The organism is Bacillus sp. YBsi01, from assembly GCF_038406745.1.
GTDB classification, from domain to species: Bacteria; Bacillota; Bacilli; order Bacillales; family Bacillaceae; genus Bacillus; species Bacillus siamensis.
This window is the reverse complement of record NZ_CP151679.1, coordinates 2,391,746-2,415,558: the sequence shown is the minus strand read 5'-3', so window position 1 is coordinate 2,415,558 and position 23,813 is coordinate 2,391,746. Positions and strand designations below refer to the sequence as shown.

Sequence of the window (23,813 nt, the reverse complement as noted above, 5' to 3'; positions counted from 1 at the left end):
AAGATGAGTGTGAATGAAAATCATGATATTCAGCTCGTCATCATAACGGGAATGTCTGGAGCGGGGAAAACCGTCGCCATTCAAAGCTTTGAGGATCTCGGCTATTTTTGCGTCGACAATCTGCCACCTTCCTTGCTGCCGAAATTTTTGGAACTGATGAAAGAATCAAGTTCAAAAATGAGCAAGGTCGCGCTTGTCATGGATCTGCGGGGACGTGAATTTTTTGACAGGCTGATTGAGGCGCTGGATGAAATGGCGGAAAATCCGTGGATTACACCGCGCATTCTCTTTTTAGATGCGAAGGATTCCATCCTTGTGACGAGATACAAAGAAACGAGACGTTCTCATCCGCTGGCCGCTACCGGGCTTCCTCTCGAAGGAATCGCACTGGAGCGCCAGCTGCTTGAAGAATTGAAAGGGCGCTCTCAGCTGATCTATGACACGTCGGATATGAAACCGCGTGATCTGCGCGAAAAAATAGTGGCGCATTTCGCCACGAACCAAGGTGAGACCTTTACAGTGAACGTGATGTCATTCGGTTTCAAATACGGTCTTCCGATAGATGCCGATCTCGTGTTTGATGTAAGGTTTCTGCCGAATCCGTTCTACATTGAAAGCATGAGGCCGCTTACGGGGAAAGATGAGGAAGTCTCATCTTATGTGATGAAGTGGAATGAAACACAAAAGTTTATCGAAAAGCTTGTTGATCTGCTCGGCTTTATGCTTCCGTCTTATAAGCGGGAAGGAAAAAGCCAGCTTGTCATCGCGATCGGCTGTACGGGCGGCCAGCACCGCTCTGTTACACTCGCTGAGTATCTGGCTGATTACTTTAAAAAGGATTTCTATACTCATGTTACTCACCGGGACATTGAAAAGAGAAGCCGAAAATGAATAAGAAGCCGAAAATCGCAATCTTCGGAGGCGGAACGGGTTTGTCTGTGCTGCTCCGCGGATTAAAGCATAAGCCCGTTGATATTACGGCGATTGTGACCGTTGCTGATGACGGCGGAAGTTCAGGCCGTCTGCGGGATGAACTTCAAATTCCGCCGCCGGGTGACATCCGTAACGTACTGGCTGCTTTGTCAGATGTTGAGCCGCTCGTTGAAAACCTGTTTCAGCACCGTTTCAACAAAGGAAGCGACTTAACCGGACATTCGCTCGGCAATTTGATTTTGGCAGCGATGACGAATATAACCGGTGATTTCTTTCACGCTGTCACCGAAATGAGCAAAGTGCTGAATGTCCGCGGCAGAGTATTGCCGGCTGCCAACACCAGCGTCGTTCTTCATGCCGAAATGGAGGACGGGCAGGTCGTCTCCGGAGAATCGACCATTCCTTCTTACGGCCAGCGCATTAAACGGGTGTTTCTTACGCCTGAAAAAATTGATCCGCTGCCGGAGACGATTGACGTGATCCGCCAGGCCGACTTAATCATTATCGGCCCGGGAAGCCTGTATACAAGCATTCTCCCGAACCTGCTCGTGCCGAAAATCGGAGAGGAAGTCGTCAAGGCTGCGGCCAAAAAAGTATATATCTGCAATGTCATGACGCAGCCCGGCGAAACGCTTCAATACAGCGCGGCCGACCATGTTAAGGCGCTGAACGATCATATGGAGCAGCCGTTTATCGATACGATTTTAATCAATAATGAAGATATCCCTGACGAAATCAAAAGCAAATATGCGAAAGAGCTGGCCCGGCCCGTTGAATTTAACGTTGAAAAGCTGAAAGCCATGGGGCTTGAAGTGATCAGAGACCAGATTATCACGTATAAAAATGGCGTAATCCGTCACGATACACATAAAGTGGCTTCTCTTCTCGTCGATTTATTAAGGGACTAGAGGTCTTTTGAAATGAGGTGGCTAATATGTCATTTGCATCGGAAACCAAAAAAGAACTGACGAATCTGGAAGTGAAGGACTGCTGCGCCAAGGCGGAGCTGTCCGCGCTGATTCGGATGAACGGTTCATTGTCATTTTCAAACCGCCATCTCGTGCTTGACGTTCAAACCGAAAATGCGGCGATTGCGCGCCGTATTTATACATTGCTGAAGAAACAATATGATGTATCGGTCGAACTGTTAGTCAGAAAAAAAATGCGGCTGAAAAAAAACAATGTTTATATTGTACGCTTTTCTGAAAATGCAAAGCTGATTTTGGAGGAATTGAAAATCCTCGGGGAGAACTTTGTATTCGAGAGGAATATTTCTGAGGAACTGGTGGCGAAACGCTGCTGCAAACGTTCTTATATGAGAGGGGCGTTTTTGGCGGGGGGATCCGTGAACAATCCTGAAACATCGTCATACCACTTGGAAATCTTCTCGCTTTATAAGGAACATAACGATTCATTATGCGCGCTGCTGAATGAATTCCATCTGAACAGCAAAACGCTTGAACGGAAAAAAGGCTATATTACGTACTTAAAAGAGGCGGAAAAAATCACTGAATTTCTGAATGTCATCGGCGCCCACAATTCACTGCTTCGCTTTGAAGATGTGCGGATTGTCAGAGATATGAGAAATTCGGTGAACCGCCTCGTTAATTGTGAAACAGCTAACTTAAACAAAACCATCGGGGCTTCGCTCAGACAGGTGGAAAATATTAAATACATTGATGAACGGATCGGTCTTGAAGCGCTGCCGGAAAAGCTTCGCGAAATTGCGCAGCTGCGGATTGATTATCAGGAAGTCACGCTGAAAGAACTTGGGGAAATGGTTGCAAGCGGGAAAATCAGCAAATCCGGCATCAATCACAGGCTGAGAAAGCTCGATGAAATTGCAGAACAGCTGCGTACAGGACAAAGCATCACTTTGAAATAACCGTACAGAAAAGGGGAGATCTTATGGTTCAGGAGAAAGTGGAAGTGCGTTTAAAGACGGGATTGCAGGCGCGTCCCGCTGCATTGTTTGTACAGGAGGCAAATCGTTTTGCATCAGATGTGTTTCTTGAGAAAAACGGCAAGAAAGTGAATGCCAAAAGCATTATGGGATTAATGAGTCTGGCGGTCAGCACGGGGACGGAAGTCACTCTGATCGCTGAAGGCGACGATGAAAAGGAAGCGCTGGAAAAGCTGTCCGCTTATGTGCAGGAAGAAGTGTAAACACTTTGTAAGGGGGACGGAACGATGAATGAGTTTCTGAAAGATTGTTATCAAACGATAGGCTGGGAAAAGGATTCCCTCGATTTCAGCAACCTGCCGGAGTTTTTAAAGGCGCTCGCGTATCGGTTTCCGTTTGAAAATCGCGCGGTTTTGTCCAAAAAAGAATATGACGTCACGAAAGAAGGACTGTGGCGGCACATGGTGAAGGAACCTCATGGCGGCCTTTGTTATGACTTGAACGGACTGCTTTATTTCATACTGAAAGATGCCGGATTTGATGTCAAATTGATCCGCGGAACGGTCTGGAAAAACGGCTGGGCGCTGCCCGGCACACATGCGGCCGTGCTTCTTTCCGCCGGGGGGAGTGAGTACATCGCTGATGCAGGCTTCGGCCTCAATCTCGCCATGCAGCCTGTGCCGATTTCGGGAGACGAGATGGTATCAGCGGCCGGCGCGTTCCGTGTGAGGATAGAAGAGACGGAATTCGGGACATACGTGCTTGAAATGAACAAAGGGGACGGCTGGCAGACAGGTTACGCATTTTCGCTTGAAGAAATCGATGAAAAGGACCTCAAGTCTATGAAACAAACAATCTTTGAACATGAACGCTCTCCTTTCAACAAACGCCTGCTTGCTTCTAAGCGGACACCGGAAGGGCACATGGTTCTGTCTGAACGCAATATAACAATAAAAAAACACGATGGCACAGCGGAAAACAGCAGAATAGACCGATCAGAGTTTGAAGAAAAGTTTAATACTCATTTTATGTAAAGCCTGCAGATTTCCTGCAGAAAAAAACGGCCTCCCGCAGGGAAGCCGTTTTTTGTTTCGGTTTATCTGATTTTCGTAAAGGTTTTATAATGATCTGTTGTCTTATAAATCAGCCAGTCGCTTGAGTAAAGAATCCGGTCTGAATTTCTGAAGCCTGATGTATAGTTAATATCCGCTTCACGCCACGTCCGCCCGCTTTTGGCCGGGAGTTTGCCTTCCCTGTTTGAGAAGATGTCTCCGCCGATGCTTTTCCCCGGAGCGACGTCTGCAAGGTTCCCTTTTGATGCTACCCAGCCGAGGGCCTGTGCCTCTGATTTTGTAATGTAATTATCAGGAAGTTTGTGATATGTCAGAAGATAATCCGCAACCCCGTCAAATGTGTTGATAACCTGTGCTTCTGTGTGTGCCTTGTGAGACGGTGTTTCCGTCTTGGCATTCGTTGAAAACAGTATCCCCGCCGCCGAGAAAAGCACCAGTAAACATACGGAAATCCATGATAAACGTTTTTTCAAAGCAATACCTCCCATTTTTCATCATGTGAAGCTGATTCCTTTTTATTGTATCAGCATCGAAAGAAAGGAATAGATAGAATTTAAAAATAGTACTTTTGATCCAGCGAAAAATAAACCCCGGCTGAACCAACCGGGATTTTTCCTCTCATTGAAATTCTTTCGTGAGGTTTTTCGGTGTTTTTCCGTATACGGCGTCAATCATGTTTTGGGCGGCTTGCTTGAACATATTCAAACGGATTTTAGCCGTTGCTGACCCGATATGCGGAAGCAATGTGACGTTTTCCAGCTGGAGGAGCGGATTGTCTTCACCGATCGGCTCTTTTTCAAATACATCTAAACCGGCGCCTTTTATCCAGCCCTCCTGCAATGCGCGGATGAGCGCTTTTTCATCAACCGTCTTTCCCCGGGAAATATTGACGAAAAATGCCGTATCTTTCATCATTTTAAATTCCCGTTCTTCTATCATATGATACGTTTCGTCAGTAAGCGGCGTAATTAAAAGCACAAAGTCTGACGTTTTCAGCAGTGTATCTAAGTCGGCATATGTAACGCCGAGCTCTTTCTCAGCATCCGGTTTTCTATTGCGGTTATAGTATAACACGTCCATATCGAAGCCGAATTTTGCCCGTTTGGCTGCTTGTTCACCGATTCTGCCCATGCCGATAATGCCTAATGTCTGATGGTGGACATCCATACCGAAAAGGGATTCTTCCTCAACAGTTCCCCATTTGCCGGCCCGGATGAATCGATCCAATTCGGCAACCCGTCTGGCGGAAGACAGGATTAATGAAAAAGCCAGATCAGCGACCGTGTCATCCAAGGTGTACGGCGTATGTGTGCCGACGACCCCGCGTCTTTTCATTTCTTCTATATTAAAATTATCGTAGCCGACTGAATTGTTGCTGACGACTTTCAGTTTCGGCGCGTGATCCAGCAAATCACTGTCAATCGCCGTTCCGGATGTCAGCAGCCCTTCAGCATCCTTCATTTTCTCGTACAATTCTTCTTTTGAAATGGTATCTTCTTTCCAGATGTCATAGCGGCAATGCTCGCCTATCATTTGTTCGACTTCCGGCGGTATCGGTTTTGCGATGAATACATATGGTTTCAACGGGGCTTCTCCTCCTTTGTCTTTCATCTCTATTTTATTATATAAGAGAAGCGGTAAAGTGAGAAATATTCAAACGCATTCGGTGAATTTCTGGTTCTTTTGAACCCAAAATGAAAAGAAGAAGAGATATACATGTGTGATTTCTCCAATCCATAACAGAATCCGCCTATATTTCTAAAGGCAAAAGCGCGGGACCGCTGTTTTCAAAAGCTTTATAGGTTTGTATAAAGATAAATTTTATTATTTTTGAAAGATATAAATGAATATAATCTGAATTTACAGTTAAATTATCGTGTCTTTTTTTGAAAGCGCTTTTGAGGCCTTTTTCTGTGCTATAATTCCTTACTGTAAGCTGGGTAAGAAGGCTTGCAATACAATCGGATGGGAGATGATTAGAAAAATGGTTTCTTTATCAAGCATTTTGGAGCACAACCAGCAGTTTGTCCAAGAAAGGAAATATGAACCTTACCAAACGACAAAATTCCCGAAAAAAAAGCTTGTCATCGTATCCTGTATGGATACAAGGCTGACGGAGCTTCTGCCGCAGGCGATGGGACTCAGAAACGGCGATGCCAAAATCATAAAAAACGCGGGAGCCATTGTTTCTCACCCATTTGGAAGTGTCATGCGGAGTATTTTGGTTGCCGTTTATGAACTGCAGGCTGAGGAAGTCTGCATCGTAGGTCACCGCGAGTGCGGGATGTCGGGATTGAATGCGGCTTCCATATTAAATAAAGCAAAAGAGCGCGGCGTGGAGGAGAAATGTCTCAGCCTTTTGCAGCATGCGGGAGTCGATTTGGAGACATGGCTGTCCGGTTTTCACAGCGTCGAAGAAAGCGTGGCTCACAGCGTGAATATGGTCAGGCACCATCCGCTCCTGCCTGAAGAGGTGCCGGTGCACGGGCTGGTGATTGATCCGGGGACGGGGACGCTGGATGTTGTGGTTGACGGTTATGAAACAGTCAAAGGGGGATGCAGCTGACCATGCAATTTTACGGCAGATATTATGGATACAATTTGCAGAAATTTCAGAAAGACTTGGTCGCAGGAATTGTCGTCGGAATTGTAGCAATTCCTTTGGGCATGGCCTTTGCCATCGCCTCCGGGGTCGGTCCGGAATACGGGCTTTATACCGTTATTGTGGCCGGAATTCTGATTTCGCTGTTAGGCGGCTCTAAATATCAGATCGGAGGGCCTACGGGGGCGTTTGTTCCCATTTTATTTGCCATTGTGATGCAGTATGGTTTTGAGAATTTACTTGTCGCCGGTTTCATGGCAGGCGTGATGCTCGTCCTGTTCGGCGTATTTAAGCTCGGGAAGATTATGAAATTCGTGCCGAAGCCGGTGATCGTCGGATTTACGGCCGGAATCGCAGTGCTGATTTTCTCAGAGCAGATCGCCCATTTTCTCGGTCTGCGCGATATTCAAAAGCATGAAAGCTTTATCCTTAACATTGCGGAGATCGGCAAAAAGATCGGAACCTTTAATTTGTACAGCATTTTGATCGCGGGAATTGCTTTGGCCATTTTGCTGTTATCAGCCAGGCTGATGCCGAAGATTCCGGGTGCGCTTGTGGCGCTGCTTGTATCTACAGCCGCGGCGGTCGTGTTTTTCCCTGACAAGATGGCGACAATCGGTTCTGCTTACGGAGAGATTCCGCGGCAGCTTCCGGCTTTTCAGCTTCCTGATTTCTCAATTGATAACATGATAATGATGTTTCCGTCGGCTCTGATCATTGCGCTTCTCGGCGGGCTTGAATCCATATTATCGGCAATGGTCGCGGATAATATGAAGGGATCACGGCATGACAGCAATAGGGAGCTTGTCGGGCAGGGCATCGCCAATATGGCCGCGCCGCTTTTCGGCGGCATACCGGCAACGGGAGCGATTGCGCGAACCGCAACAAATATTAAAAACGGCGCAGTTTCTCCGATTTCCGGTGTTGTCCACGGAGTCACCGTCCTCCTCGTCCTGCTCGTCTTCGCCCCGCTTGCCGTTCACGTACCGCTGGCAAGCATGGCGCCGGTATTGATGGTTGTGGCTTGGAACATGAGTGAACGGAGGGAAGTCGCCAATATGATGCGGCTGAGAAACACTGATTCATTCGTACTGGCGGCAACCTTTTTACTGACGGTTCTGTTTGATTTAATCATCGGCGTGTCTGCCGGTCTCGTGCTTGCCTTTGTTTTCTTTATCAGAAAAATGAGCGAATCGACAAGCGTCAAAACACCGCATGCCGCCGTCAAATCGGTTAAAAACGATTCGTCCGTCAGCACATATTCCATTGAAGGGCCGCTGTTTTTCGGTTCGATTGATTCATTGGAATCATCATTGCTGGAGAGGCTTCAGGAAAAGCCGAAAACGCTTATCCTGCTGATGAATAATGTGCATTACATGGATACTTCCGCAGAAGCGGTTCTGGGGAATGTCATGAACCGGATCAAACGCCATAACGGCAGATTGATGATCGTCGGATTGCAGTCTCAGCCGAGGGAGCTGATCCGAAAGACGGGGCTGTTTCATAAAATCGGAAAACAGCACTTCTTTGAGCATCAGGACGAGATAACGGGATAAATTCAGGTGCGGCCTGTCCATGAAAAAGCGGACAGGCCGTGTTTTTATTCGGTTTCAAAGCGTTTAATCAGTTTTTCCTGATGGGCTCTCATCGCATCTTCTAAAGTGATTCCGTACTTATCGGCGAGGATGGCGAGGTTTCCGAGGACATCACCCATTTCTTCCATCAGCTCCTGCCTGCGTTCTGACTGGGTCGCGTCCTTTTCATCCGGCCGGTCCCTGCCGATTTCATATGCTCTTACCGCCCGGGCGAGCTCACCCGCTTCTTCCATTAAAAAGCCGATTCTGATAAATGGTCCGTACGCCGTCCATCCTCTTTTTTCGTAAAAGTCTTTCAGCCATTGTTCTGTTTCAGCGATCTGCATGTGAAACACTCCTTATGTCCTGTATGATTCTTATTGATATTATCATATAGAGATGGGACAATATATAGTGTATTTTGATTTATTGATGTACATATATAGATGCGGAGATGAAAAAATGAAAACGATTTGTGTATTTGCGGGATCAAATCTGGGGGTAAATGAAGAATACAAACGCAAAGCGGCCGAACTCGGTGAATATATGGCGGAGCAGGGAATCGCCCTTGTTTACGGCGGTTCACGGGTCGGTCTGATGGGAACCGTTGCCGACGCGTTAATGGCAGGCGGCGGAAAAGCTGTCGGCGTCATGCCGAGCGGGCTGTTCAGCGGAGAGATTGTTCACCAAAATCTGACGGAGCTGATTGAAGTCAGCGGCATGCATGAACGGAAAGCGAAAATGAGTGAACTTGCCGACGGGTACATTGCCATGCCAGGCGGCTTCGGAACTTATGAAGAGTTATTTGAAGTGCTGTGCTGGGCGCAAATCGGCATTCATCAAAAACCAATCGGACTTTACAATGTGAACGGTTATTTTGAGCCGATGATGAAGATGGTCAAATACAGCATTCAGGAAGGATTTTCGAATGAATCTCATTTGAAGCTGATCCACAGCTCCTCCCGCCCAGATGAGCTGATTGAACAGATGAATCGGTATACATACCCGATTTTAGATAAGAAATGGCGGGAATTGTAAGGAAGATTCTATAAGCAGCCGTCAGCATCAAGATGAATCAGCTCCCATTGCCCGGAGCTGTTTTTTCTCAGCTGTTTGGCTAACACGTCTGTACCATTCGTGAGCTGAAAATAGACAAAACGGTAATGACCGCCGTCTGTTCCGTCAAAATCAATTGTTTTGACATAACCATTCTGCCGGACAGGCCACCTTTTTTTAATAAGCTTGCACCAGCTGCCAAATTTGATATCAAGGCTGGTTTCTGCATTGTGCTGCCACAAATGGTAAGCGGCACACAAAAAATCTTCACCATACCAAGTTATTCGTCCGATCAGAAACCGGCCATTGTGTTTTTCCAACTGGACAATACCGTGATAATAAGCGAAAAATGTGACGTTTTGATTTGAACCTTGAATGGTTTCGATCTCAACGAAATAGCGCAAGCCTTCAAGCTGATTCAATTTGATCAGGTGGGTCTGGCCGATACCTTCAAATGAGGCAAGAAAAGCTTTGTAGGAATGTTTCTTACGGCAGGCCGGAGAGAAAAAGGCAAGGCAAGCGGAAAAGGAATGCGGGCCTGGCCGACTGTACCGCACCCCCCGGCTTTTTCGTCCGTAAGATTTTCGGCTTCACGTAAAACACTAAAATAATGCAAGACCGTTTTTTCCGGAGCCAATGTGAGGGATTGGGGCAGATGAATGCTTTTCCAAGGCCTGTCAATATAAGGATTAAAAAAGGAACTTTCAATTGCTGTGTTCAGGACAGGCAGACAAGAGGGTCTGAAATATGTTTCGGCATCAACTGCTCTGTAGGAAGATGGTTCGGCGGTTGCATCTAAACCATTCTGATCGGAAAGTTCTCCGCCCATAAAATACCTTTTCTTTCCGGGGAAAAACCGTTTTCTCCATCTCATGCGTATCACGCCTTTCTTAAGGATAAGACATGTGTATGAGAATAAGATGAGAAAGAGACTGCGGTTGGGATTGAAAGAAGAACATCCATTTCCTCTGGGGAGATGGATGTTTTGCGGTTTGAAGTGTATGCGTTTACAACTTTTGCTGCGCGAATGTGTCTTCCGATATGAAATCATCCTGCTGCATCTTTTGTTTTTTTGACCCGATTCCAAAAATACCGACTGTCAGTGCACAAAGGAGCCAGCAGCCTGTGAAGAACAAGAAAACACTTAAAAATCCGTAGCCTGAATACAGAAAACTGACGACAAAGGGACCGGCTACATTCGCAAGACGCCCTACGCCGTAAGTGAGGCCATTTCCAGACGCCCTGGCTTCAACCGGATATAATTCCGGCGTATAAGCATATGCGATTGAACTGAACGTACGCTCAAACATATGCATGAGAAATCCGCATATGACAATGACCATCGGCAAAGGATTGATGCCGTAAATGAATCCAAGTCCCATAATAATGAACGATAAAACAGAAATGGCCCACTTTCGATCCACACGGTCAGAGATTTGCGACGCAATGAGAGCGCCAAGCGGGGCACCGATCGTTCCCAGAGTAACGTATACGATAGACTCATCCATTGATACGCCTTCTTTCACCAAAAGGGTGGGAACCCACGTGCCAAAGCCTTGAATGGCAATCGTGGAAGCTGCCCACATCGTCATTAAAACCAAAGTTCTTCCTGCTAAAGGCTTTTGAAATAACGTCCGATATGGAACGGATTTTACAGCGGTTTTTCTGCTTTTTAGAGCCGGAGCCGGTTCAGGCAGTTCACCCTTTTCTTTTTCTATTTTTGCTTCAAGCTCAAGCAGAATGCGGTGTGCCTGTTCGCTTTTTCCTTTCGTATCCAGCCATTTTGGTGATTCTTCCAGTTTTCTGGCGATCAGCGGAAAAAAAATACCGACCGCGCCGAATAGAAAGATAAACCGCCAGCCGTAAGAGGCGGACGGCACGACCAATTTAGCCACCCAGCCGGCTGCAGGAATTCCGCATATGCCTATCGTAATACAGATTGCCTGGTATTTTCCCTTAGTTGCGGATGGGAAAAATTCGCTGATATACGTACTTGCCACAATCGTTGTGGCGCCGATACCTAAACTCGTAAGAAATCTAAAAACACCGAGTATTTCTGGATTCCAAGACAGAGAAGAGAGGAGGGAGAAGAAAGAGAAAAAGGTGACAACCAGAATTAAACCTTTTTTCCTTCCGAAACGATCTGAAAACCATCCTCCGGCAGAGGCGCCGATAAACATTCCGAAATAGGAGACAGACGTAATAAAAGCGATGGTATGAGTGGATATGTTCCATTCCTTTAAAAGTGAAGGCGCCGCATATGAAAACGTATTTAAATCAATAAAATCAAAAAAGTAAGCGAATGAAAGGATAACGAGCACCGCTTGATGAGCCCTTGAAAAAGGCAGTCTGTTCAGTCGATTAGACGCGTTTACATTGATCATCTCGTATTCCTCCGTTTATCTTTGACTTGTCTGGGGGCTTGTATTAACCAATGTGATTCAGCGTATTCATGTTGTAACTTTGCTTAGTAAACACATAGCCTTCAGAGATTTTTCTTGCTGTGCGTACTACTTTAATCGTTGTTCCGTCCGGATCGGCATCTGCTTCGGTTTTTAAAATGCCGCTTGGATGCCCTAATCGGATCGTTTTTCCGGAGAATGAAAATTCAGATAATATCGTATCCTCCAATAACATGCCGGCGGTCGTGCATACCGCCCCTGTAATGGCTAAAGCTTGATGCGGTTTTTGCATGGACATCATACGAATGACAAGGTCCATCTCATGAGCGTGTCTTTTTATCCCTTTTGTATCAATATAATCCGCTGGAGATGAGATTAAAGTCAGTTTTGGTACGGCCGGTGATTTTGCCGAAGCCTCATGTCTTGAAGCGAATCTGCATTTCTCGGCTGCAATTGATCGGATTATTTCGAGCTTTTCCAATATATCCGGAGTATATTCGTCCGGAAGTTCTATGCCGGTAAGCCCCGCGTCCTCTGCTTTTACAAAGACAAGCGGATTGGCGTAATCAATAATAGATACGGAGATATTCCCATACGGTGTATCGAGAATATCAATAGGCTGACCGGTCGGAAACAGTTTTCCGGTCACCGCCCCTTCAGCCTGGTGAAATGAAAGATAAATAGGAGAAGCTGTACCTGGAACCCCCGGAATCGAGCAGTCTCCCTGATAATGAAATGTTCCGTTTTTGACTTCAACTTCTGCTGCGATCACTTTTTGCGTGTTTGTGTTTAAAATTCTGACTGTTGTCACCGGCTCTTCAGCCTGAACGAGCCCTTTCTCAATAGCATAAGGGCCTACGGCAGAAGAGATATTTCCGCAATTGCCTTTGAAGTCGGTAAATTTGTCAGTCAGACTGACCTGCGCAAATGTATACTCAACATCTGCGTCCTTTCTGGCGGATTTCTTAATAATGGCTGCCTTGCTTGTGAGAGAATGGCCGCCGCCGAGGCCGTCAATTTGTCTCTCGTCAGGACTTCCCATAATGTCTAAAAGAAAATCGCTCCATAGGTTTGTATCGTCTGGCATGTCTTTTTGAAGAATAAAAACGCCTTTGCTGGTGCCGCCTCTCATGACGGTTACAGGAACTTTTTCCATGCTGTCTCATCCTTACATCATTTTGTGTGGATAAAAAGGTACCGGTCCCTTTGGAAAATATCGTATGATAAATATGGATTATAAGTAAAACATATAATTTTTATAAAGTTGAATAAAAAACTTTTATAATAGGAGAAAATTTTATAGCAGAAAAATATTTTGGGGGATTTTATATGGATGAAAAGGATTGGGCTGTACTCATTACATTATTCGAGGAAAAAAATATGACGAAGGCGGCAGAGCGGTTATATATGACACAGCCGGCGTTAAGTTATCGGCTCAAAAACCTGGAATCGCAATTCGGAGTGCGCCTCTTTTATAAAAGAAAAAAAGGGATGGAATTCACTTCAGAAGGTGAATATCTGGTTGAATATTCGAAAGAGATGCTGCAGGAATTCAGAAAAATGAAGGATGATATGCTCAATATGAGCCATGAAGTCAGCGGGGTTCTCAGATTAGGAGTCTCAAGCAATTTTGCTCAGTATAAGCTCCCGGCGATTCTAAAACGGTTTTCTGATCAGTATCCGTCTGTTCAATTCCACGTCAATACGGGATGGAGTGCGAAGGTGATGGATCTGCTTCATCATTCCGGCGTGCACCTTGGGATTATGAGGGGAAATTATGATTGGCAAGGGGAAAAACAACTGTTAAATGAAGAGAGGCTGTACCTAATTTCAAAAACTGAAATTAACAGTGAGGACCTGCCCAAATTGCCGATGATTTATTATCAAACTGATGCCTCTTTGAAAAGTCTGATTCAAAAATGGTGGAATAATCAATTTACTGAGCCGCCTTTCATTGCAATGGAGGTAGACAGACAGGAAACCTGTAAAGAGATGGTGAAAAACGGTCTCGGTTATTCTGTTGTGCCGGAAATCTGTCTTCAGCCTTCTGATGAATTATACACATTGGCGCTGTCTTATAAAAATAACGAGCCTGTGATACGTGATACGTGGCTTATGTATGATTCTTCAGCGTTAGAATTGTCTGTCGTCAAAGCATTCATTACTTTTTTGAATGAAGATAAAGCATAAAAAACCTGCAAGAGTTTGAGACTCTCTTGCAGGCAGGATCTTACTTCTGGTCTTCCGTATTGCGTGTCAGCACTTTATCGATTAAGCCGTATTCTAAAGCTTCATCAGCTGATTTGAAGTTGTCGCGGTCTGTATCGCGCTCGATCACTTCAAGCGGCTGGCCGGTACGTTCAGCAAGCACTTTGTTTAATTTATCGCGAAGCAAGAGAATGCGTTTTGCCGCGATTTCAATTTCTGTCGCCTGTCCTTGCGCTCCGCCAAGCGGCTGGTGAATCATGACTTCACTGTTAGGAAGCGCGTAACGTTTGCCTTTCTCACCGGCTGCAAGTAAAAATGCTCCCATAGAAGCGGCCATCCCGATGCAGATTGTAGATACTTTCGGTTTAATGAACTGCATTGTATCGTAGATTGCCATACCGGCAGTGATTGATCCGCCAGGGCTGTTAATGTAAATGGAAATATCTTTTTCAGGGTCTTCCGCTTCAAGGAATAAAAGCTGTGACACGATGGAGTTCGCAACGTTGTCATCAATCGCAGATCCAAGCATGATAATACGGTCCTTCAAAAGACGGGAGTAAATGTCATAAGCTCTTTCTCCGCGGTTCGTTTGTTCAATGACTGTAGGTATTAAATTCATAATGCTCCTCCTTCACCTTTTAGGTAAGTATGTATTTACATGATACATTTTTGGTCAATAAAGGTCAAACAAAACGCTGACCAAATGCCAACCTTTTCTTCTAACACCATTTTTCCCAGAAAACAAAAAGTTCAAACAGCAAAGTGAAAATGGGTATTAACAACGCCGGCGCTTGAGAAAATGATATGCTTGAGCAGCCGAAATAGAACGCTGGCGTGCCGTACGGCTGATTAAGTTGTCTGACCTTCCAGAAACCGCACCGGCAAATATGTTTCCAGCGGCAAATCATCAAATTCGCCTTCAATTTCTTTTACTAAAATCTCGATGGCTGTTTTGGAAATCAATTCGATCGGCTGCTGGATGGTTGTCAATTCCGGAAGGATCGATTGAACGGTTTCGGTGCCGTCATAACCGATCACTTTTAATTGAGTCGGGATATCTTTTCCCCGTTTTTTGGCCTCGGTCATGACTGCTGCGGCCATCAGATCATCACTGGCAAAAATTCCGTCGGTGTCAGGCTGTTCATCGAATAACGATGAAATGATGTCACGGTCATGTTGATAAAAGGGTACTTCATATGTAATGGGCTGCCTTCCGTGTTTACGCATGACATCTTCGTATGCTTTTCTTCTGAGGTTTGCCGGTGTTTCGAGTTCAAGCGGGCCGTTGATATGGACGATGTGCCGGCACCCTTTTTCGATCAGCAGTTCCGCCGCTTTTTTTCCGCCGTCATAGTTGTCTGAGCCGACGACGGGAATTGAATCCGATAAGAAATGATCAATGGCGACAATCGGCAGATTTTGCTTATGATAATTGAGAATTCCCCGGTTGTAAGTCACAGCGATCACGCCGTCCACTTGGTTTCTTATCAGCATCTCCACATATTTTTCTTCTTTATCCTTTCGATGTAAACTGTTGCAAAGCAGCAGTTTGTAGCCCATGGACGTACAAATGCTTTCAATATGAAAAGCGAGTTCGCCGAAAAACGGATTGCCGGAGTTTGGGATGATAAGCCCTATTAAATTGGTTCTTTTACGGAATAAAGAGCGGGCGAGATCGTTTGGAAAGTAATTGATTTCTTCCATCGCCTTGTACACTTTTTCTTTTGTTTTTTCGCTGATATAGCCGCGGTTATTTAATACCCGCGAAACGGTTGTAGAGGAAACTCCCGCTATTTTTGCAACATCGTGAATGTTAGGCTTCATTCCCTTGCCCTCCTGCTTTACTGAAATGGCTTACAATTCTCGTCACGCACTTATTTTAGAGAATCGGGCTGACATGTGCAAGGAAATTCCATATTTCTGCTAGGGGTGCGTTTTGTTCGATTTGAATAATCAGAAAGTTTTATGTCAACCGATTGACATATGAAACCGGTTGACATACAATTCTTTATGAAAGCGCTTTACAAAGAGGGTGAAGGGAAGTGACGGCGGCTGTTTGCGTAATGCAGCTAAAGTGAAGTACCGGACAGCGCTAAAAAGAAAGCGCTTACTTTATAGCGGGTAGGAATGACGTGGCTCAGCGGTTCGGGAACGTGGAGTAAAAGGTCCTATTAAAGGAGCGGTGAAAATGAAAAACGCAAAAAGTCTGTATTGGAAACTGAGTGCTTATTTTTTCTTTTTCTTTTTTACTTGGTCTTCCAGCTATTCTTTATTTGCGATTTGGCTGGGGCAGGAAATGAATTTGAATGGATCATCGACAGGCATTATTTTTTCTGTAAACGCCGTATTTGCCTTGTGCATGCAGCCTCTTTACGGTTTTATTTCTGACAAATTGGGGCTGAAGAAAAAGATTTTATTTATGATCAGCTTTCTTCTCCTATTTACAGGTCCGTTTTATATTTTCATCTATGGACCGCTCTTACAGTACAATGTCTTTCTTGGCGCCATTGTCGGAGGCCTGTATTTGGGAGCCGGCTTTTTGGCGGGGATAGGCGCGATTGAAACGTACATTGAAAAGGTCAGCCGAAAATATCATTTCGAGTATGGAAAATCAAGAATGTGGGGCTCATTGGGCTGGGCGGCGGCTGCATTTTTTGCAGGACAGCTTTTCAATATCAATCCCAATATCAACTTCTGGATCGCGTCTGTTTCAGCCGTCATTTTAACGGCCATTATCATGTCTGTAAAAATCGAAATGACAGACCACGAGAAAAACAGAGCGGATTCGGTCCGGTTAAAAGATGTGGGGCGGCTCTTTTTAATAAAGGATTTTTGGTTTTTTATGATGTACATTATCGGCGTGACCTGCATTTACGGCGTATATGATCAGCAGTTCCCGATCTACTATGCGTCTTTGTTTCCTTCAGTGTCGATAGGCAACCAAGTATTCGGCTATCTTAATTCAGTCCAGGTATTTTTAGAGGCAGGCATGATGTTTCTTGCGCCTTTTATCGTCAATAAGTTCGGAGCGAAAAACAGTTTGATTTTAGCGGGGTTTTTAATGGCTTTCCGCATCGTCGGGTCCGGAATTGCAGTTGAGCCTGTAGGAATTTCATCAATGAAACTCATCCACGCACTGGAACTGCCGATTATGCTGATCGCCGTTTTTAAATATTTGGCGGCCAATTTTGATACGCGTCTGTCGTCCGTCCTTTATCTCGTCGGTTTTCAATTCGCATCTCAGGCAGGCGCGTCGATTCTGTCGCCGCTGGCGGGAGGATTATATGACAGTGCGGGGTTCCGGCAAACCTATCTCATCATGGGAATCGTCGTCTTTGGTTTTACCATGATCTCCATTTTTACTTTATTAGACTCGAAAAAAAACAGCAAGCGTGTGCAGGATTTACAAAAAATCGGATAGAGAGGATGTCGCAAATGGATAGAATTCAGCAGGCGGAGGAAGCTTTGAAGGAAGCAGAGGGTAAAGTGAAACAAAGATATCGGCTCGGGTACCACATTATGCCCCGGGCGAATTGGATCAATGATCCGAACGGGCTTATTCAGTTTAAAGGAGAATACCACGTCTTTTTTCAGCATCATCCGTATGATGAGAACTGGGGGCCGATGCATTGGGGGCATGTAAAGAGTAAAGATCTCATTCATTGGGAGCACCTGCCGGTTGCCTTAGCTCCGGGTGATGCATTTGATCAAAGCGGCTGTTTTTCGGGAAGCGCGGCCGATGATAACGGACGCCTTACTTTAATCTATACAGGCCATAATATGATTGATCAAGAGAAAGACCTTTTCTATCAAACTCAAAATATCGCGGTCAGCCAAGATGGAATTGTGTTTGAAAAGCTTCAGGAAAACCCCGTTATTGCGGCACCGCCGGAAGACAGCGCCCGTCATTTCCGCGATCCGAAAGTATGGAAGCATCGCGATGAGTGGAATATGGTCATCGGCAACTCCACAAAAGAAAACGTCGGACGGGTCGTTTTATACCGTTCATCTGATTTGCGTGAATGGGAATACGCAGGTGTTCTCGCCCAAAGCGACGGTCATCTCGGCTATATGTGGGAATGTCCGGATTTCTTTGAATTAGGCGGCAAACATGTCCTGCTGATTTCGCCACAGGGTATTGAAGCCGACGGCGATTCATATAACAATTTACATCAAACCGGTTATTTAATCGGTGACTATAATTATGAAACAAATAAATTTACACATGGCGCTTTTACAGAGCTGGATTACGGCCATGACTTTTACGCGGTGCAAACATTACTGGATGATAAGGGACGCAGAATTGCTATCGGCTGGATGGATATGTGGGAATCCGAGATGCCGACAAAAGCGGACGGATGGTGCGGTGCATTGACGCTGCCGCGAGAACTGACATTGCGTGATGATCATAAACTTTTGATGAATCCCGCAGAAGAAACCAAGCAGCTGCGAACAAAGGAATACCGGGAATGTGCAGGCCGGCAGGTATCAGGGAGTTACTTGGCAAAGACGTCCGAAGACCTGCTTGAAGTCCGAGTCGTGTTTGATATCAACGATTGCGATGCCGAATCCGCAGGTTTTAAGATTCGCGGCCTTGATGAAGAAGAACTTGTGCTTAAGTACAATCTAACGGATAAAAAATTGACACTTGATTGCACCAAAATGGGAAAAGCGAAAGACGGTGTGAGAAGAGTGCGGCTGGATGCAAGCGGCAAGCTGGCGCTGCGGATATTTATTGACAGATCTTCGATTGAAGTATTCGCCAATCATGGAGAAGCAACGATGACAAGCCGTATCTATCCGAAAGAGGGCAGATTGGGGCTTGAGCTGTTTTCTGAGAAAGGCGCTGTAAAGGTTGAGGAATTCACCTATTGGACGTTAAAAGACATTTGGAAAAAAAGCTGAAACGTGCTTTTTCTGAAGTGACTGGAAAAGTACTGAGCAGCTGAAATGACTGATCGCATCAGGCGTGTGAGCCTTTTGAAAAACAAGCCGTTATGCGGGGCGGGATTATGCTGCATGAGGACGCTGCATAATCCTGTTACTATACATACATCACTGCAGCATAAGCGCCGTAAAGTTCACTATTATTGAAAAAGTGTTGCTTTCTGCGTGTGTCTTTATTATAATATAAAGGTATCTGATTGAAAAAACGTGCGCTCGTAGCTCAGTTGGATAGAGCGGTGGTTTCCGGTACCACGTCTGTCGGGGGTTCGAATCCCTCCGAGCGCGTCAAGAGCATGAGATAGCTTTAAATGAATAAAGCTTAAAGAAGTCGAAAACCCTTGCCGTGCAAGGGTTTTTCTTTGTTTCGATGGACTTATTGGGAACACGCGAAAGCGTTAAAAAACGTTATTATTTCATTTCGTTTTACGCAAACTTTGCACATGGCTTTGAGTCGTATCAATACTAGCAAGTCCTAATCGTTTTGATACATCATAAATGGATCATAAGCCATAATGTCGTAACGACAGCAACCATAAAGTAATCTCCGTCAGTAAGCTTAGTACCATTTTTAATTAAGACGTTCGCAACCCAATTGGCTTTTGTTCCTTCTGACGCATTGAGAGCGACCTTCTTACCAACATTGTAATAAACCACTTTAAATAAATAATACACTAACGTACAGAACAAAAAGAGCAATATGAACTTTCCTATGAACAATAACACGATTCAATCACTCCTTCCTTACAATACCCATTATTTTCAAATGAGGATTTTGTTTAAAAGAGGATATAGCCTAGCCGAAAAAAAATCCCACTCGTTTAGTGTCCCGGTGGCTTTTCCTGCAGCGTGGCGGTTTATCCTTTATCCAAGCATGCCGTTTTTAGCAGCTTGAACATCGTCAAGAATACGCGCGATCTTATACAATAAACCTCTTGTTTTTTATGTTCATGAAAAGCTTCTTTTATTCTCCCGCTCTCACTTCCCGCCGGCTACTCATTCCGACTGACGGATCAAAGGATTATCAAAAAAACTTATATATCAACGTTCATAGAGGTATATGATACATTCTCCGAGCGTGTCAGTTAAGACGATAGGAAAAACCCCGCAAATAATAAATCCGCGAGGTTTTTTATTTTACCTTGTTTTGAAACTGTTAATGAATGTGTCCCTGTTATTTTCAGTGCCGGCAATCAGCCGCGCACTTTCACTGATCCGCTGTGCTAGAGCTTTTTGCGCCTTGCCTTCGAAGCTGTTCAATAAAGCTGAATAAACTTCATATAATTCATCTTTCAATGTGTCCATTTCGAATGTCGGTTTCAGTGTTTGGCGCACTGTTTCCAGTTTTGTTCCCGCTGCCTGCGTCATGACGGTTTTCAGCATTTGCCGCTGCAGCCTTTTCTTCATCGGGTCGTCCTTATGTTCTAAAAGTTCGTCTAATGTCGGCATTATGTATCCACCTCTATCATCTTAACCAGTTTGCGAGCATCTGGTCTTTTTCCTGAAATTCGTCCGCTATTTTATGTAAGAATCCGCCGATCTCTTCAAGGTCCGTGATCGCGGTCTGCAAAGAATCAATAAACGCCTGCTCAGCCTGAGTGTCGTAAAAAATCGGGCCTTTATCGTAGGATTGCGCAATATCTTCAATTGTATTGGTCACGTCCTGTGCTTGAAGCTGATCAAACAAGCCGTGTCCGACTTGGCCGTAAAATTCTGTTTTCAGCTCGGCGATTTTTTCATCGTGCTCCTGATAGGCGTTCTGCGCTTCTTTTTTCATCGTCCGCAAATCCTCAGTCATGGCCTGCACCTTTTCAGCCAGCTTCTTTGCGTTTTTCGGCGTTACTTTTATCGCGTCTCCGCTACCGATCGCACCGGCCGGCAGAAGAGCGCCGAGATTTTTATCGAAGACTAACTCATCTCCGTTCGGATTTGTGATGTTTCCGTTTCGGTCAAATATGAAATTCGCTTCGTTTAAGCCGTGTGTATCCGGATTTCTCAGAATGACGGTAGTAAAGAAATAAGCGAGATTCTTGCTGATCTGCTCGTTTAAGTTCCCATCAAGCCGCTGCTTTCGGCTGAACTGTGAGAGTGAGGGGTTTTTCGTATAAATCGTTGTCCCGTTGTGGCGGTCATATTCGTTCCAATAACCTGCCCCGACCATGTCGTCCGGATTGATAATTGACCGGATGTAAGGATCGTATATGCCGCTGTTGATGTCTTTCTGTGTTTCTTCATCGTGCAGTTTCACGACGGAAGGACTGTTAAACGCAACGGCATAAATATCATTATTCACCGCGCTGTATTCGGCCTCAGCGCCGCCGAGTGAATGGCCGGTTGTTGAAATAATCGTTGACGTTCCGGCATACTTTTTCTTTACGCTCCGTACCAGCTGATCGGCTTGATCGATTTGTGATGTTTTCGTTATCAGCTTATACTTTCCGGTTGTGAGCATGGCGTCTTGAGAGGGCGTTCCATTGTATTTTCCGAGTGTTTTCGAGGTATCCTTCGCGTCTTTTTTTACAATATAATACACTTCTTTTTTTGGATTATTTCCAAAAACAATATTCCCGCCGTCCGCTTTTACGCCGTCATTGATCGGGTCTTTTCCGATATCGGTTCCGGCAAAGGCGACGACCACGTTTTCGGGGTTTTTTGATTTTACCCATTTTCCGTTTTTCTTTTCAGCTTGTGACAGAACAACCGCGTCAAGTCCGGTATCGTTGTCCGATTTTATTTGATCGACGTACCATCTGGTGGGAGATTTAAATTTTAATGGCTTTTGTGTTTTTAAGTGATTTTTAAGAGTTTCATAATCATAAGATATCTGGCTTATATAAAAGTATTCTCGGTCACTGATATTTGTTACATTGATGTTTTTAGACATGTACAACACCCCGGAGTTGATGTAAGATTAATCTAAGAAAGGATGAGTTTATGAAGAAATACATAATTATCCTAATCTTTGTAATAATTATAGCATTAGGAGGTATTTACATGAAGTACCAACATGATAAAAAAGAAGCAGAACAAGAACTTTTTATCCAAGCGAAAAATAAAATGGAAAGCTATATAAAAGCTAATTACAAAAATATAAAGCAAATTACATACATTAACGATTATAAAATAAATCCTATGGGTGGTATTTCCGTGAAGGGATACTTGAATGGTAATAAGGAAAAAGAATTTTTTGGACTTTATGACAGAACGAATGATGAAATAGGAGTTTCGTCAGTCGATGCGGAAGAGAAACCTGAGTGTCAGGAAAAAGAGTGTGAATACTAAAAAGACGCTGGAATAGAGAAGAATTCTTTATGATTATTTTATTGATTTAGCTGGCGAAATTACAGTTTAGTGATATTTGAATAATGTAATACCAAACGAATTTGCCGGTTTATATGATCCTCCAGATGACAAAATAGGGAGCTCCTCTGTGGATGCGGAAGGAAAATCTTATGACGCCTAACTGGCGTCTTTATTTTTGTATTATTGGCTGGCCCCAAAAACTCTAACGGATAAATCCCTTTCCTTAAAGAGTAGCCATTCTTGTTTTTCTCTTTATAATACACTTCTTTTTTCGGATCATTTCCGAAAACAATATTTCCACAGTCAAAGATCGGGTCTTTTCCGATATCGGTTCCCGCAAAGGCGACGACCCCGTTTTCGTGGTTTTTTGATTTCACCCATTTTCCGCTTTTTGTCTTGATGCCTTTTGAGAATATAAAGTCATCAAGATCCGTATCAGAATCCTGCTTCACTTTCTCAACATACCAATATGAGGCTAACATTTTATAATTGTAAGCTGCTTGACTCAAACGATAATATACTTTTTTCCTTTTGGCATATATACATCACGTTTCTTATATTGTAAAATAATTCCGAAAGGATGATACGCATGAGAAAATACATTATTATCCTAATTGTTATAATTATAGCAGTGGGAGGTTTTTTCGTGAAGCATCAATATGATAAACATAAAAACGAAGAAAAACTTGTGATTGAGGCGCAAGAGCACATGAAGAATTACTTAAAAAAAGACTATAAAAATGTACAGGAAGTTCATTTTTCAAAAGACTACAATATCGATCCGACAGGCGGAGTCGAAGTTTCAGGCTACATAAATAATAATAAAGAAAAAGAATTTTCCGGTATATATGATCCAACGAACAAGGAGATAGGGATTTCAGTGGTCAATGCCGAAGAAAGGTAAAATACCCACCTCAGGATGAGTGGGTATTTATTTTGTTTAATTATCTTACAAAATTCGTGATATGTTTCTCATACAGTTCAAACCTATTCCTGAGATCAATCGCCTCTACCGTCTCATTTGTCGAGGTATCCCCGATATTAACGGTAACCGCATACAAATATCATGACAACTCAACGATAGGAAAAACGTCAGATCAGCATTTTACTCGCTTTAAGTTCCAATCTTAACTTGTCAGCAACAATCGCGATGAATTCTGAATTGGTTAGCTTTGCTTTTGACATGCTGAAAGTATATTCATATCAAGTTTTCGCTCATTTCGTTTACTTAAAAACGACAGTTATTTATAGGAAAGGGTTGATTTCCAAATGAAAAAGAAAAAGTACATAATTATCCTTATTCTAATAATTATAGCAGTTGGGGGACTTTTTAAGAAGCATCAGTATGATCAAAAGGAAAAAGAGATTGCGTTATTCGAAGAAGCCCAGAATCATATGGAAAAGTTTTTAACAACGAACTATAAAAATGTGGATGATATCCATTTTTCTAGGGATTACCATATTAATCCAATGGATGGTATTAGTTTAAAGGGTTATACGAATGGAAAAAAAGAGTTTGAAGGTCTGTATGATCCAAACAATAAAGAAATATTGTCGTATACGGTTGATGCCGAACCTAAAGAAGAATGTAAAGATAAGCTTTGTATAAGATAAATTAGCCCGCTCAATCAAGCTGGGCTAATTTTGTTTTATTGCTAGGATATCGCGAACCATCTTTCTAGTCCGCGAGCTGCATATGGAGCATGAAGCGGTAATGAATTTACACTAAACAAAAAAGACAAGGGTTCGGCATTGCCGCCCTTGTCTTTTTTGTTGAAGACCTTTTTTTTCGGGTAAACTTTATCAGAGGCCGCT

General features: G+C 44.1%; 26 protein-coding genes, 1 tRNA gene and 2 pseudogenes. 15 read left to right on the top strand and 14 right to left on the bottom strand.

The window, feature by feature from the left end; all coding sequences use genetic code 11:
- Window positions 1-3 precede the first annotated feature (3 nt).
- Genes rapZ through AADZ70_RS12085 form a run of 5 tightly spaced genes read left to right on the top strand, consistent with a single transcriptional unit; the run spans window position 4 to window position 3,870 of the window.
- Complete coding sequence (gene rapZ, locus AADZ70_RS12105) at window positions 4-891, top strand: RNase adapter RapZ (protein ID WP_013353726.1); 888 nt, start codon at window positions 4-6, stop codon at window positions 889-891.
- Window positions 888-1,841 carry a YvcK family protein gene (locus AADZ70_RS12100; RefSeq protein ID WP_013353725.1) on the top strand — a complete coding sequence of 318 codons (954 nt, stop codon included), beginning with the start codon at window positions 888-890 and terminating at the stop codon, window positions 1,839-1,841. Before rapZ ends, AADZ70_RS12100 begins: the two co-directional genes overlap by 4 nt.
- Before the next feature lie 26 nt (window positions 1,842-1,867).
- Window positions 1,868-2,818 carry a DNA-binding protein WhiA gene (gene whiA, locus AADZ70_RS12095; RefSeq protein ID WP_007407421.1) on the top strand — a complete coding sequence of 317 codons (951 nt, stop codon included), beginning with the start codon at window positions 1,868-1,870 and terminating at the stop codon, window positions 2,816-2,818.
- A gap of 23 nt (window positions 2,819-2,841) precedes the next feature.
- Window positions 2,842-3,099 carry an HPr family phosphocarrier protein gene (locus tag AADZ70_RS12090; protein ID WP_012118534.1) on the top strand — a complete coding sequence of 86 codons (258 nt, stop codon included), beginning with the start codon at window positions 2,842-2,844 and terminating at the stop codon, window positions 3,097-3,099.
- A gap of 24 nt (window positions 3,100-3,123) precedes the next feature.
- Entirely contained in the window at window positions 3,124-3,870 is a 747-nt protein-coding gene (locus AADZ70_RS12085; RefSeq protein ID WP_342007103.1) for an arylamine N-acetyltransferase, read from the top strand.
- A gap of 62 nt (window positions 3,871-3,932) precedes the next feature.
- Here the strand turns inward: AADZ70_RS12085 and AADZ70_RS12080 are convergent, their stop codons facing one another.
- Together AADZ70_RS12080 and AADZ70_RS12075 are read right to left on the bottom strand one after the other, a co-directional pair.
- The gene (locus tag AADZ70_RS12080) at window positions 3,933-4,397 is read right to left on the bottom strand and encodes a ribonuclease (protein ID WP_016937826.1); all 465 of its coding nucleotides are present in this window, start codon (window positions 4,395-4,397) and stop codon (window positions 3,933-3,935) included.
- A gap of 130 nt (window positions 4,398-4,527) precedes the next feature.
- Complete coding sequence (locus tag AADZ70_RS12075) at window positions 4,528-5,520, bottom strand: D-glycerate dehydrogenase (RefSeq protein WP_342007102.1); 993 nt, start codon at window positions 5,518-5,520, stop codon at window positions 4,528-4,530.
- 364 nt (window positions 5,521-5,884) lie between these two features.
- Between AADZ70_RS12075 and AADZ70_RS12070 the strand changes: the two genes are divergently transcribed.
- Together AADZ70_RS12070 and AADZ70_RS12065 are read left to right on the top strand one after the other, a co-directional pair.
- Window positions 5,885-6,475 (top strand): carbonic anhydrase, encoded by a 591-nt coding sequence (locus AADZ70_RS12070; RefSeq protein ID WP_095241440.1) that lies wholly within the window; start codon window positions 5,885-5,887, stop codon window positions 6,473-6,475.
- A gap of 2 nt (window positions 6,476-6,477) precedes the next feature.
- A complete protein-coding gene (locus AADZ70_RS12065) occupies window positions 6,478-8,067 on the top strand; it encodes a SulP family inorganic anion transporter (RefSeq protein ID WP_342008062.1) in 1,590 nt (529 codons plus the stop codon).
- 44 nt (window positions 8,068-8,111) lie between these two features.
- Here AADZ70_RS12065 and AADZ70_RS12060 read toward each other — a convergent pair whose 3' ends face one another.
- A complete protein-coding gene (locus AADZ70_RS12060) occupies window positions 8,112-8,432 on the bottom strand; it encodes a MazG-like family protein (RefSeq protein ID WP_016937830.1) in 321 nt (106 codons plus the stop codon).
- 115 nt (window positions 8,433-8,547) lie between these two features.
- Between AADZ70_RS12060 and AADZ70_RS12055 the strand changes: the two genes are divergently transcribed.
- Window positions 8,548-9,123, top strand: a complete 576-nt coding sequence (locus AADZ70_RS12055) for a TIGR00730 family Rossman fold protein (RefSeq protein WP_016937831.1) — start codon at window positions 8,548-8,550, stop codon at window positions 9,121-9,123.
- Window positions 9,124-9,131: 8 nt separating this feature from the next.
- On the opposite strand, the gene AADZ70_RS12050 is transcribed toward AADZ70_RS12055, so the two are convergent.
- The 4 genes from AADZ70_RS12050 to AADZ70_RS12035 form a co-directional block, all read right to left on the bottom strand.
- Window positions 9,132-9,563: a hypothetical protein gene (locus AADZ70_RS12050; RefSeq protein ID WP_235714285.1), complete on the bottom strand. Its 432-nt coding sequence runs from the start codon at window positions 9,561-9,563 to the stop codon at window positions 9,132-9,134.
- 5 nt (window positions 9,564-9,568) lie between these two features.
- The gene (locus tag AADZ70_RS12045; RefSeq protein ID WP_235714286.1) at window positions 9,569-9,970 is read right to left on the bottom strand and encodes a hypothetical protein; all 402 of its coding nucleotides are present in this window, start codon (window positions 9,968-9,970) and stop codon (window positions 9,569-9,571) included.
- Between the two features lie 178 nt (window positions 9,971-10,148).
- Window positions 10,149-11,525 (bottom strand): MFS transporter, encoded by a 1,377-nt coding sequence (locus AADZ70_RS12040; protein ID WP_342007101.1) that lies wholly within the window; start codon window positions 11,523-11,525, stop codon window positions 10,149-10,151.
- Window positions 11,526-11,568: 43 nt separating this feature from the next.
- On the bottom strand, window positions 11,569-12,699 hold the full coding sequence (locus AADZ70_RS12035) for a PrpF domain-containing protein (RefSeq protein ID WP_342007100.1): 1,131 nt from the start codon (window positions 12,697-12,699) through the stop codon (window positions 11,569-11,571).
- A 173-nt stretch (window positions 12,700-12,872) separates the two neighbouring features.
- Here AADZ70_RS12035 and AADZ70_RS12030 point away from each other — a divergent pair, with 173 nt between their 5' ends.
- Window positions 12,873-13,733: a LysR family transcriptional regulator gene (locus AADZ70_RS12030; RefSeq protein WP_342007099.1), complete on the top strand. Its 861-nt coding sequence runs from the start codon at window positions 12,873-12,875 to the stop codon at window positions 13,731-13,733.
- Between the two features lie 40 nt (window positions 13,734-13,773).
- Here AADZ70_RS12030 and clpP read toward each other — a convergent pair whose 3' ends face one another.
- Window positions 13,774-14,370, bottom strand: a complete 597-nt coding sequence (gene clpP, locus AADZ70_RS12025; protein ID WP_003151513.1) for an ATP-dependent Clp endopeptidase proteolytic subunit ClpP — start codon at window positions 14,368-14,370, stop codon at window positions 13,774-13,776.
- Between the two features lie 230 nt (window positions 14,371-14,600).
- On the bottom strand, window positions 14,601-15,575 hold the full coding sequence (locus AADZ70_RS12020) for a LacI family DNA-binding transcriptional regulator (RefSeq protein WP_342007098.1): 975 nt from the start codon (window positions 15,573-15,575) through the stop codon (window positions 14,601-14,603).
- A gap of 364 nt (window positions 15,576-15,939) precedes the next feature.
- Here AADZ70_RS12020 and AADZ70_RS12015 point away from each other — a divergent pair, with 364 nt between their 5' ends.
- From AADZ70_RS12015 to AADZ70_RS12005, 3 genes are all read left to right on the top strand, one after another.
- On the top strand, window positions 15,940-17,172 hold the full coding sequence (locus AADZ70_RS12015; protein ID WP_326351446.1) for an MFS transporter: 1,233 nt from the start codon (window positions 15,940-15,942) through the stop codon (window positions 17,170-17,172).
- A gap of 14 nt (window positions 17,173-17,186) precedes the next feature.
- Entirely contained in the window at window positions 17,187-18,656 is a 1,470-nt protein-coding gene (locus AADZ70_RS12010) for a glycoside hydrolase family 32 protein (protein ID WP_342007097.1), read from the top strand.
- Window positions 18,657-18,907: 251 nt separating this feature from the next.
- Window positions 18,908-18,983: transfer RNA gene (locus AADZ70_RS12005), tRNA-Arg, on the top strand.
- 204 nt (window positions 18,984-19,187) lie between these two features.
- Here the strand turns inward: AADZ70_RS12005 and AADZ70_RS12000 are convergent.
- The 3 genes from AADZ70_RS12000 to AADZ70_RS11990 all read right to left on the bottom strand — a co-directional run bounded on the left by AADZ70_RS12000 (window position 19,188) and on the right by AADZ70_RS11990 (window position 21,579).
- Window positions 19,188-19,421, bottom strand: coding sequence for a hypothetical protein (locus AADZ70_RS12000; RefSeq protein ID WP_342007096.1), 234 nt, complete (start codon window positions 19,419-19,421; stop codon window positions 19,188-19,190).
- Between the two features lie 411 nt (window positions 19,422-19,832).
- Window positions 19,833-20,144: a hypothetical protein gene (locus AADZ70_RS11995; protein ID WP_045925896.1), complete on the bottom strand. Its 312-nt coding sequence runs from the start codon at window positions 20,142-20,144 to the stop codon at window positions 19,833-19,835.
- Window positions 20,145-20,160: 16 nt separating this feature from the next.
- Complete coding sequence (locus AADZ70_RS11990; protein ID WP_342007095.1) at window positions 20,161-21,579, bottom strand: lipase; 1,419 nt, start codon at window positions 21,577-21,579, stop codon at window positions 20,161-20,163.
- Between the two features lie 110 nt (window positions 21,580-21,689).
- Here AADZ70_RS11990 and AADZ70_RS11985 point away from each other — a divergent pair, with 110 nt between their 5' ends.
- Complete coding sequence (locus tag AADZ70_RS11985; RefSeq protein ID WP_082083384.1) at window positions 21,690-21,977, top strand: DUF1433 domain-containing protein; 288 nt, start codon at window positions 21,690-21,692, stop codon at window positions 21,975-21,977.
- A gap of 275 nt (window positions 21,978-22,252) precedes the next feature.
- Here the strand turns inward: AADZ70_RS11985 and AADZ70_RS11980 are convergent.
- Window positions 22,253-22,540: pseudogene (locus tag AADZ70_RS11980) on the bottom strand (lipase); the annotation flags it as partial.
- 47 nt (window positions 22,541-22,587) lie between these two features.
- On the opposite strand from AADZ70_RS11980, the gene AADZ70_RS11975 reads away from it, so the two are divergent.
- Window positions 22,588-22,902 (top strand): DUF1433 domain-containing protein, encoded by a 315-nt coding sequence (locus AADZ70_RS11975; RefSeq protein ID WP_173425959.1) that lies wholly within the window; start codon window positions 22,588-22,590, stop codon window positions 22,900-22,902.
- Between the two features lie 188 nt (window positions 22,903-23,090).
- On the opposite strand, the pseudogene AADZ70_RS11970 reads toward AADZ70_RS11975, so the two are convergent.
- Window positions 23,091-23,207 (bottom strand): annotated as a pseudogene (locus tag AADZ70_RS11970) (sporulation transcription factor Spo0A); the annotation flags it as partial.
- A 60-nt stretch (window positions 23,208-23,267) separates the two neighbouring features.
- Between AADZ70_RS11970 and AADZ70_RS11965 the strand changes: the two are divergent.
- Window positions 23,268-23,612: a DUF1433 domain-containing protein gene (locus AADZ70_RS11965; RefSeq protein ID WP_045925901.1), complete on the top strand. Its 345-nt coding sequence runs from the start codon at window positions 23,268-23,270 to the stop codon at window positions 23,610-23,612.
- Window positions 23,613-23,813: the final 201 nt, after the last annotated feature.

Coding starts and splice junctions, on each gene's coding strand:
- rapZ (WP_013353726.1), top strand. CDS start 4: ATGAGTGTGAATGAAAATCATGATATTCAGCTCGTCATCATAACGGGA.
- AADZ70_RS12100 (WP_013353725.1), top strand. CDS start 888: ATGAATAAGAAGCCGAAAATCGCAATCTTCGGAGGCGGAACGGGTTTG.
- whiA (WP_007407421.1), top strand. CDS start 1,868: ATGTCATTTGCATCGGAAACCAAAAAAGAACTGACGAATCTGGAAGTG.
- AADZ70_RS12090 (WP_012118534.1), top strand. CDS start 2,842: ATGGTTCAGGAGAAAGTGGAAGTGCGTTTAAAGACGGGATTGCAGGCG.
- AADZ70_RS12085 (WP_342007103.1), top strand. CDS start 3,124: ATGAATGAGTTTCTGAAAGATTGTTATCAAACGATAGGCTGGGAAAAG.
- AADZ70_RS12080 (WP_016937826.1), bottom strand. CDS start 4,397: ATGGGAGGTATTGCTTTGAAAAAACGTTTATCATGGATTTCCGTATGT.
- AADZ70_RS12075 (WP_342007102.1), bottom strand. CDS start 5,520: ATGAAAGACAAAGGAGGAGAAGCCCCGTTGAAACCATATGTATTCATC.
- AADZ70_RS12065 (WP_342008062.1), top strand. CDS start 6,478: ATGCAATTTTACGGCAGATATTATGGATACAATTTGCAGAAATTTCAG.
- AADZ70_RS12060 (WP_016937830.1), bottom strand. CDS start 8,432: ATGCAGATCGCTGAAACAGAACAATGGCTGAAAGACTTTTACGAAAAA.
- AADZ70_RS12055 (WP_016937831.1), top strand. CDS start 8,548: ATGAAAACGATTTGTGTATTTGCGGGATCAAATCTGGGGGTAAATGAA.
- AADZ70_RS12045 (WP_235714286.1), bottom strand. CDS start 9,970: ATGGGCGGAGAACTTTCCGATCAGAATGGTTTAGATGCAACCGCCGAA.
- AADZ70_RS12040 (WP_342007101.1), bottom strand. CDS start 11,525: ATGATCAATGTAAACGCGTCTAATCGACTGAACAGACTGCCTTTTTCA.
- AADZ70_RS12035 (WP_342007100.1), bottom strand. CDS start 12,699: ATGGAAAAAGTTCCTGTAACCGTCATGAGAGGCGGCACCAGCAAAGGC.
- AADZ70_RS12030 (WP_342007099.1), top strand. CDS start 12,873: ATGGATGAAAAGGATTGGGCTGTACTCATTACATTATTCGAGGAAAAA.
- clpP (WP_003151513.1), bottom strand. CDS start 14,370: ATGAATTTAATACCTACAGTCATTGAACAAACGAACCGCGGAGAAAGA.
- AADZ70_RS12020 (WP_342007098.1), bottom strand. CDS start 15,575: ATGAAGCCTAACATTCACGATGTTGCAAAAATAGCGGGAGTTTCCTCT.
- AADZ70_RS12015 (WP_326351446.1), top strand. CDS start 15,940: ATGAAAAACGCAAAAAGTCTGTATTGGAAACTGAGTGCTTATTTTTTC.
- AADZ70_RS12010 (WP_342007097.1), top strand. CDS start 17,187: ATGGATAGAATTCAGCAGGCGGAGGAAGCTTTGAAGGAAGCAGAGGGT.
- AADZ70_RS11995 (WP_045925896.1), bottom strand. CDS start 20,144: ATGCCGACATTAGACGAACTTTTAGAACATAAGGACGACCCGATGAAG.
- AADZ70_RS11990 (WP_342007095.1), bottom strand. CDS start 21,579: ATGTCTAAAAACATCAATGTAACAAATATCAGTGACCGAGAATACTTT.
- AADZ70_RS11985 (WP_082083384.1), top strand. CDS start 21,690: ATGAAGTACCAACATGATAAAAAAGAAGCAGAACAAGAACTTTTTATC.
- AADZ70_RS11975 (WP_173425959.1), top strand. CDS start 22,588: ATGAGAAAATACATTATTATCCTAATTGTTATAATTATAGCAGTGGGA.
- AADZ70_RS11965 (WP_045925901.1), top strand. CDS start 23,268: ATGAAAAAGAAAAAGTACATAATTATCCTTATTCTAATAATTATAGCA.